At 63.6% G+C, this 8,161-nt stretch carries 8 protein-coding genes; 7 read left to right on the top strand and 1 reads right to left on the bottom strand.

The genetic code is table 11. From position 1 onward, the window contains the following. Nucleotides 1–19 precede the first annotated feature (19 nt). From ftsY to rpoH, 4 genes are all read left to right on the top strand, one after another. On the top strand, nucleotides 20–970 hold the full coding sequence (gene ftsY / locus JaAD80_RS03885) for a signal recognition particle-docking protein FtsY (RefSeq protein ID WP_102292962.1): 951 nt from the start codon (nucleotides 20–22) through the stop codon (nucleotides 968–970). A 9-nt stretch (nucleotides 971–979) separates the two neighbouring features. Beyond that, nucleotides 980–1,729, top strand: a complete 750-nt coding sequence (locus JaAD80_RS03880) for a cell division ATP-binding protein FtsE (RefSeq protein WP_102292961.1) — start codon at nucleotides 980–982, stop codon at nucleotides 1,727–1,729. Beyond that, nucleotides 1,726–2,646: a permease-like cell division protein FtsX gene (gene ftsX / locus JaAD80_RS03875; protein WP_102292960.1), complete on the top strand. Its 921-nt coding sequence runs from the start codon at nucleotides 1,726–1,728 to the stop codon at nucleotides 2,644–2,646. Before JaAD80_RS03880 ends, ftsX begins: the two co-directional genes overlap by 4 nt. A 482-nt stretch (nucleotides 2,647–3,128) precedes the next feature. Then, on the top strand, nucleotides 3,129–4,022 hold the full coding sequence (gene rpoH, locus JaAD80_RS03870) for an RNA polymerase sigma factor RpoH (protein ID WP_102292959.1): 894 nt from the start codon (nucleotides 3,129–3,131) through the stop codon (nucleotides 4,020–4,022). 102 nt (nucleotides 4,023–4,124) lie between these two features. Here the strand turns inward: rpoH and JaAD80_RS03865 are convergent, their stop codons facing one another. Beyond that, a complete protein-coding gene (locus JaAD80_RS03865) occupies nucleotides 4,125–4,391 on the bottom strand; it encodes a hypothetical protein (RefSeq protein WP_102292958.1) in 267 nt (88 codons plus the stop codon). Between the two features lie 178 nt (nucleotides 4,392–4,569). Here JaAD80_RS03865 and JaAD80_RS03860 point away from each other — a divergent pair, with 178 nt between their 5' ends. The 3 genes from JaAD80_RS03860 (at nucleotide 4,570) to JaAD80_RS31320 (ending at nucleotide 8,158) form a co-directional block, all read left to right on the top strand. Then, nucleotides 4,570–5,022: a hypothetical protein gene (locus JaAD80_RS03860; RefSeq protein ID WP_102292957.1), complete on the top strand. Its 453-nt coding sequence runs from the start codon at nucleotides 4,570–4,572 to the stop codon at nucleotides 5,020–5,022. Between the two features lie 82 nt (nucleotides 5,023–5,104). Then, nucleotides 5,105–5,836, top strand: coding sequence for an ABC transporter ATP-binding protein (locus JaAD80_RS03855; RefSeq protein WP_102292967.1), 732 nt, complete (start codon nucleotides 5,105–5,107; stop codon nucleotides 5,834–5,836). 1,986 nt (nucleotides 5,837–7,822) lie between these two features. Continuing rightward, on the top strand, nucleotides 7,823–8,158 hold the full coding sequence (locus JaAD80_RS31320; protein ID WP_308410551.1) for a CPBP family intramembrane glutamic endopeptidase: 336 nt from the start codon (nucleotides 7,823–7,825) through the stop codon (nucleotides 8,156–8,158). Nucleotides 8,159–8,161: the final 3 nt, after the last annotated feature.

Raw genomic sequence — 8,161 nt, 5'->3', positions numbered from 1 at the left:
CCGCGCCTCCGCCGCTCCCTTGAGCGGGGCGCCGGCCGAAGTCGTGCCCGTGATCGTGGCCGCCGAACCCGAGAAAAAATCGTGGATGACGCGCCTGAAGGCGGGCCTGTCGAAAACCTCGAACACCTTGTCCGTGCTGTTCGTCGGCGCGAAGATCGACGACGCCCTGTATGAAGAGCTGGAAGCGGCCTTGCTGATGTCCGACGCCGGCATCGACGCCACGGAATTCCTGCTCACAGAATTGAAGAAAAAGGTCAAGGAAGACAAGCTGCTCGACGCGGCCGCCGTCAAGGCCGCCCTGAAAGTATTGCTGATCGACCTGCTCTCGCCGCTGGAAAAGCGCTTCGAGCTGGGCCGCCACAAGCCGCTGGTGATGATGATTTCCGGCGTGAATGGCGCTGGCAAGACCACCACCATCGGCAAGCTGGCCAAGCACATGCAGTCGAACAACCAGTCCGTGCTGCTGGCTGCGGGCGACACCTTCCGCGCCGCCGCGCGCGAACAACTGATGGTCTGGGGCGAGCGCAACAACGTCACCGTGATTTCGCAGGAATCGGGCGACCCGGCCGCCGTGGCCTACGATTCCGTGCAATCTGCGAAGGCGCGCGGCATCGATGTGGTGATGGTCGACACGGCAGGACGCTTGCCGACGCAGTTGCACCTGATGGAAGAATTGAAGAAAATCAAGCGCGTCATCGGCAAGGGCATGGAAGGCGCGCCGCATGAAACCCTGCTCGTCATCGACGGCAACACGGGCCAGAACGCCCTCACGCAAGTGAAAGCGTTCGACGACGCCCTGCAGCTGAGCGGCCTGGTGATCACCAAGCTGGACGGTACCGCCAAGGGCGGCGTGCTGGCGGCGATCGCCCGCGTGCGTCCCGTACCCGTGTATTTCATCGGTATCGGTGAGAAAATTGAAGACTTGCAGCCCTTCGTGGCTGCCGAATTTGTCGAAGCGCTGCTCGGATAAACTACCTACATGATTGAATTTCAGCACGTCTCCAAGCAATACTCCCCCGACGCAGTGGCGCTCAGCGACATTTCGCTGAATATTGCCAAAGGCGAACTGGTGTTTTTAGCGGGCCCGTCGGGCGCCGGCAAATCCACCCTGCTGAAAATGATCGCCGCCATGGAACGTCCCACTTCGGGCAAGCTGATCGTCAATGGCCAGGACATGGCGAAGATCAAGCCGGCCGGCGTGCCCTTCCTGCGCCGCAACATGGGCCTGATCTTCCAGCAGCAGAAACTGCTCAACGACCGCTCCATCCTGGCCAACGTCATGCTGCCGCTGCTCGTCGTCGGCGCGCACAAGGCGGCCGCCGAGCAGCGCGCGCGCGCCGCGCTCGACAAGGTCGGCTTGCTGGACCGCGCCATGGCGCGTCCGCTGTCGCTGTCGGGTGGCGAGCAGCAGCGCGTGTCGATCGCGCGCGCCATCGTCAACCGGCCGCAGATCATCCTGGCCGACGAACCGACGGCCAACCTGGACCGCGCCAGCGCCAACAAGGTGCTCGACGCCCTGAAAGCCTTCCACTCCGTGGGCGTGACCTGCCTCATTTCCAGCCATGACGAACAAATGCTCGACGCCGCCGCCCGCGTGATCCACCTGAAAAACGGCCAGCTGATGGCCATCGACAAGGCCACGCAGGCGCCCGTGTTCGCCCCGCCCGATCCCGATTTTTCACCAACGCCCACGCCTGGCCAGGATGATGCCGAGGGAGAACGCGCATGAGAGGCTGGTTCCGTCAACACCGCTTCGCACTGGGCTCGGCGCTGATCCACCTGCGCAAGTCGCCGGGCGGCTTTTTATTGAACGTGGTGGTGGTCGCCATCGCCCTGTCGCTGCCGTTCGCCGGCTTGACCATGCTCGACAATGTACGTCCGATGTCGGAACAGATGTCGGTCGACCCGGAAATCAGCATTTTTCTGAAAATCGACACGCCGCGCGAGCAGGCCGTGGCCCTGGCCGGCGAAATGCGCAAGATCGTGCGCGACCAGAAGGCCAAGATCGTCTTCGTGCCGCGCGAGCAGGCGCTCGATGCGCTGAAAAACAAGAGCGGCCTGGCCGACGTGCTGAGCACCCTGGGCGACAATCCCTTGCCCGACAGCTATGTGCTGAAACTCGACGCCTTCAACAGCGCCAGCGAGGCGCAGGATGTCGATGCGGTGGCGGAACAGCTGCGCCACCTGCCCGGCGTGGAGTCGGCGCAGGTCGATTCGGCCTGGGTCAAGCGCCTGGCGGCCCTGCTGGGCGTGCTGCGCCTGGTGCTGCTGCTGCTGGCCATCACCCTGGGCGTGGCCGTGATCGCCGTTGTCTTCAACACCATCCGCTTGCAGGTGATGCAGCAGCGCGATGAAATCAGCATCTCGAAACTGATCGGCGCGACGGATACTTTCATCCACCGCCCCTTCTATTACACGGGCGCCCTGCTGGGCCTGTGCGCCGGCGCGCTGGCGCTGGGTGCGGTGGCGCTGGCCCTGCAGCCACTGAATACGGCAATTGCCGAGTTTGCCCGCCTGTATGCGTCCGAATTCCAGCTGGTGCCGCTGGCGCCGCTGCCGATGGCCGGCTTGCTCGCCCTCAGCGCGGGCCTGGGCCTGATCGGCGCCTTCCTCTGCGTACAGCGCCATCTGGCGCGCCTGAACTGACCTTCCTCCCCATGGCGGCGCCTGCGGTGCCGCCATGCCTGACTGCCTCTTGTTTTTTTGCTATTCGCCCCATACTGCGATTATATTGATATTTAGCAAGTATTCTTAAGGCTCGCTTCAGCTTGCGGCCGTAGACTATGCATGTTGTCGTGAAGAAGGTGTGGCCCTGTCAGGCAAGAGCGGAACGGTGTATGCCGCAACCACCATGCGGCCTGGCGCCGCGTTTCAGAGAAAATATCAACTGGCGATTCGCCATAGCATTTAGGCTATCACGACGATTAAATGTGCCGATTGGCACTCTCTGACAGAGAGTGCTAATATACAGACATACCAAGGCAGAAACGCCAAGGGCGCCAAATGAAGATGGTGCCGCGATCTGCCAAGCGCAAGACCGAATACGCAAAAAACGAACGAAAATCGGGCCATGTCGTGTGACATGGCCAACTGGAACAAAGCAAGACTACGAGGGAGAAAACATGACTATGATGTCCGCAACGTCCGCATTGGTTCCGACCAAAAATAATGCGCTGGGCCTCGGGTTCACCGGCAATCTGGGCAATATCGATGCCTATATTTCGGCCGTGAACCGTCTGCCCATGTTGACCCATGACGAAGAAATTTCGCTGGCGAAACGCCTGCGTGAAAAAAATGACCTGGCCGCCGCGCAAGAGCTGGTGCTGTCGCACCTGCGCCTGGTGGTCTCGATTGCCCGCGGCTACCTGGGCTATGGATTGCCGCACGCCGACCTGATTCAAGAAGGCAATATCGGCTTGATGAAAGCCGTGAAACGTTTCGATCCGGACCAGGGCGTGCGCCTGGTGTCGTACGCCATGCACTGGGTGAAAGCCGAGATGCATGAGTACATCCTGAAAAACTGGCGCCTGGTCAAAGTGGCGACGACGAAGGCACAGCGCAAGCTGTTCTTCAACCTGCGCAGCCACAAGACGGGCCTGGACGCGATGACGCCCAAGCAAGTCGATGCGCTGGCCAAGCTGCTTGACGTGAAACGCGAAGAAGTGATCGAGATGGAAACGCGCCTGAGCGGCCGCGACATCGCCCTGGAATCGCCGACCGACGATGAAGATGACAAATTTTCGCCGATCGCCTACCTGTCGTCGGAGCAAACCGAGCCGACCAAGGTGCTGGAAGCGGAACAAGTGACGCGTCTGCAATCGGAAGGCCTGGAAACGGCCTTGAGCAAGCTGGACGCCCGTTCGCGCCGCATCATCGAAGCGCGCTGGCTGGCCAACGATGACGGTTCCGGCGCCACGCTGCACGCGCTGGCGGAAGAGTTCGGCGTCTCGGCCGAACGCATCCGCCAGATCGAAGTGGCGGCACTGAAAAAAATGAAGGGCGCTTTGGCGGCCTACGTGTAATGGACGTGTAACACCATGCTACAGCCGCAGTAAAAAAGGCGCCGCAAGGCGCCTTTTAGTTTTGAACTTTAATGTTTATCAACAGATAAACATTGTCGCCCGTTAAGCTGCAGCCAAGCCCTTGGCGATCAGCTCGGCGACTACCTCATTCAGATCCGCGCCGCGCTCCTTGGCGATGTTCTGCAATTGCAAGACCAGATCGCTGTTGAGCTTGACGGCGAATGGCACCAGGCCCAGGGCCTGATCGCGCTTGCGCTGTTCGCGGCGGTCGATGACCACTGCTTCCTTACCGAATGCACCGGCGCCGGGAACGTGCATCTTTCCCATCAGTTTCTTGGCATCGCTTTTGGCCAGGTCGGTTTTTTTCATGGTTGTTTCCTGATTTTCAAAACAGCCATTCTACGCAGTAATCGGTGTGCCGCGTGGCCGGCGCAGCAATTCATCCGCAGCGCGCCAGGAGTGCGCCGGAAAAATATCAATTTGTTATTATCATTTTAATCTCTTGCGTGGCCGCCACGCCAAGGACGCTCTATCTGAAAGGAAAAGCATGCATTATCTGACCCGCTCGTACCGTACCTTGTTACTCCCTTTGCTGCTCGCCTGCCTGGCCGTGCTGGCTGGCTGCGGCGCTGCCGGCAGCGCCGGCGACGCTGAAAACACGCCGCGCAGCCTCACCCACGTACTCTCGCCGGGCGAGCAAGTAGCCATCACGGCCACCGACACCCTGAAACTCGAACGCGTGAACGACAGCCGCTGCCGCAAGGGCGCCGTGTGCGTGTGGAAAGGCTACGTCAGCTACAGCTTCAGCCTGATCAACAAGGCCGGTGCCACAGATATCGTCCTGTCCGATTCCATGCCCGGCGGCGCCAGCTCCGCCAGCGTCAAGCACCTGACATTTACCCTGCTGGACGTCGATCCGGCCACGCCGCCGGCGCTGGACGCGGAACAACCCACCTACCGGGTCAAAGTGAAAATCACGCAGAACGCCCTGCCCCGCTGATTGTCCAGCGTCAATTCCTGTCGCTAGGCAGGCGCCTGCTTGACGCGTTATGATCGTGCAACTCATTCACCAAGGCAGCACGATGATCGCATTCCAGGGCCTGGCCAAACAGTACGGCAGCTTCGAGGCCGTCAAGCCGCTCAGCTTGCAAGTCAATAAAGGCGAAGTCTTCGGCTTCCTTGGACCGAACGGCGCCGGCAAGACCACCACCATCCGCATGCTGATGGGCATCCTCGTGCCCAGTGCCGGCAAGGTCCTGATCGACGGCCTCGATTGCCACCGCGACGGCGCCGCCGTCAAGCGCAAGGTGGGCTACCTGCCCGACAATCCGATTTTTTACGATTATTTGCGCGGCCGAGAAATCCTGCAGTTTGTGGCCGAAATGCATGGCTATCCCCGCGCCGAGGCGGCCGCGCGCGCGGCGCGCCTGCTGACGGAATTCGGCCTGGACGAAGCGAGCGAGGATTTCGCCGTGAATTACTCGCTGGGCATGAAGAAAAAGCTGGGCCTGGCATGCGCGCTGATCCATGACCCGGCCGTGCTGATCCTCGACGAGCCCATCAATGGCCTCGACCCGCGCGCCTCGCGCGACGTGCAGGAACGCCTGCTGCGCATCGCTGCGGCCGGCACCACCATTTTTGTGTCCACGCATTTGCTCGACATGGCGCAAAAACTGTGCAGCCGTGTTGCCATCATCCACCGGGGCGCGCTGGCGGCCACGGGCAGCCTGGACGATATCCGCCAGCAGCTGTCGAGCGACGGCAGCCTGGAAGACATCTTTTTACAGCTGACCGACGAAACGGTCGCCGCGTGACGCCCGCGCCACCGGGTGCCTGGCGCGCCGTCTGGCTGCTGACCCGCTTGCGCCTGCAGCGCCTGCTCAATGTCAGCGGCAAGGGCCTGTCGTTCAACAAGGGCGGCAAGAGCCGTCCCGCCACGCCGGGCAAGAAACGGGCACCCTGGCTGCTGGGCGCGCTGCTGCTCTTGCCCATGCTGTTCTCCTCCGGCAATATCGCCCGCCACAACCTGCTGAACATGCATTGCCTGCTCGACCATGTGGCCGTTTGCCAGGCCAAGGGCAGCATGCAGGCCGGCGAGCGCGTGCTGGCGCCCGTCATCGCCCACCTGATGGAACAGCCCTTCAGTACGGCGCTGGCGGGCGCCCTGACCCTGCAATTGGTGCTGCTGTGGCTGGTGAGCCTGCTGCTGCCGCTGGGCATGGGGGAACTGTCGAAACCGGACTGGGACCTGGAATGGCTGGTCACCTTGCCCGTCGACAAGGGCACCCTGCTGTGGGCGCGCGTGCTCGAGCGCACGCTGGTCAACCCGCTCGGCCTGCTGGTGCTGTGGCCCGGCACCACCATGATCGCCTGGTACTCGGGCCAGGGCTGGTTTGCGCCACTGTCAGGCCTGCTCGCCTGCCTGCTCCTGCTGGCCCTGGCGGCCATGCTGCGCACCCTGGTCGATACGGGCCTGCGCCTGTCGCTCAGTCCGGCGCAGCTGGGCAACCTGCAGGCGCTGCTCTCGGTGGCCGGCCTGTTTCCCATGTATATGGGCATGTCGTTCGGCATGGGCACGGGCGGCTTTGCCCATGCATGGGCGGCGGCCATGCCCGCCTGGAGCGCCTGGACGCCGCCCGGCCTGCTGGTGCGTCTGCTCAATGCCAGGGGTGCGGCGGCCGCGCTGCCGGCCGCCCTGCTGCTGGTGCAATGCCTGTGCCTGATGCTGCTGGGCATGGCGATGCTGCGCCGCCAGCTGCGCCACGGCGTGGTGGGTGCGGGGCAGCGCGAGGCCGGCCGCAAGCGCTCCTCGGTGGCACAGCCCACAGGCAGGTGGCGCACCGGCATCGGCACCGTGATCCAGCGCCGCGAACTGACCCTGCTGTTGCGCGACCGCAATTTTCTCGTGCAAACCCTGCTGCTGCCCTTGCTGATCCTCGGCGGCCAGGCCTTGTTCTCGGGCCAGGCGCGCGACCTGCACGAACTGCTGTCCAGTCCCACCCTGCTGGCCTGCACCGGCTTTTTCCTCGGCACCTATGTGCTGATGATGTCGGCCTTCCAGACCCTCAACAAGGAAGGCGGCGCGCTGTGGCTGCTGTACACCTTTCCCGTTTCCGTCGACCAGGCGCTGCGGCAAAAGGCCCAGCTGTGGGCCGCGCTGGCCCTGCTCTACCCCCTGATCCTGTTCGGTGCGGCGCTGGCCTGGCAAGATGCCTGGCGCTGGGACATGGCGGGCCTGATGCTGCTGGCCCTGGCCGGCATTCCCCTGTACGCGGTGATCGCCGTGGCGCTGGGCGTGTTTTCCAGCGACCCGCTGGCCACCGAGGCGGCGGCCAAAATACGCCCCGCCTACACCTATCTGTACCTGCTGCTGACGGGCCTGTACATCGCCGCGCTGGCGGCTGGCAACCTGGCGCAGCAGTTGGTGTTCGTCGTGCTGACGGCGGCGCTGGCCGTGGCCTTGTGGCAAAAGGCGCGCGATGCCATACCGTATCTGCTCGACCCGGCGGCCTCGCCGCCGGCCCGCGTCTGCGCCTCCGATGGCCTGATCGCCGCCATGCTGTTTTTCACCCTGCAGACGCTGGCCTGGCTGTTGCTCCAGGGCCGCGTGGCGGCACCGCTGGCGCAGGTGGCCCTCGCCTTCGGCAGCGCCGGCGCGCTCACGTATCTGCTGGTGCGTCTGGTCTACTGGCGCAGCAAGACGGCTGGCGTGCCGCGCATCGGCGGGGGGCCGGCAAGCGTGGCGCCGGGGGGCGGCGGGCGCGACGCTGGCGGCGCTGTTTGGCATCGCCTGCACGCTCGTGCTGCAGCCGCCCGCGGCCACACCGCTGGCCGACCATCCATGGAACGGCGTGTGGCTGTTGGGCCTGACGGTGCTGGCCGCGCCCCTGTGCGAAGAATTCATTTTCCGCGGCCTGATCCAGGGCGGCTTGCGCCGCTCGCTGCCCGCCTGGCAGGCGATCGGCATTGCCGCCGCCATCTTTGCCATCATGCATCCACCCGCCTCCATGCTGCCCGTCTTCGTGCTGGGACTGTGCGCGGGAGTCGCGTACGAGCGCAGCGGCGCGCTGCTGGCGCCCATGCTGGTGCATGCGGCTTATAACGCGGCCATCCTGGCATTCCAGCTGAGCAGGTGAAGC

It is taken from the genome of Janthinobacterium sp. AD80, assembly GCF_002878455.1.
Classification (GTDB): Bacteria; Pseudomonadota; Gammaproteobacteria; order Burkholderiales; family Burkholderiaceae_D; genus Janthinobacterium.
This window is presented reverse-complemented; position numbering and strand designations above follow the sequence as displayed.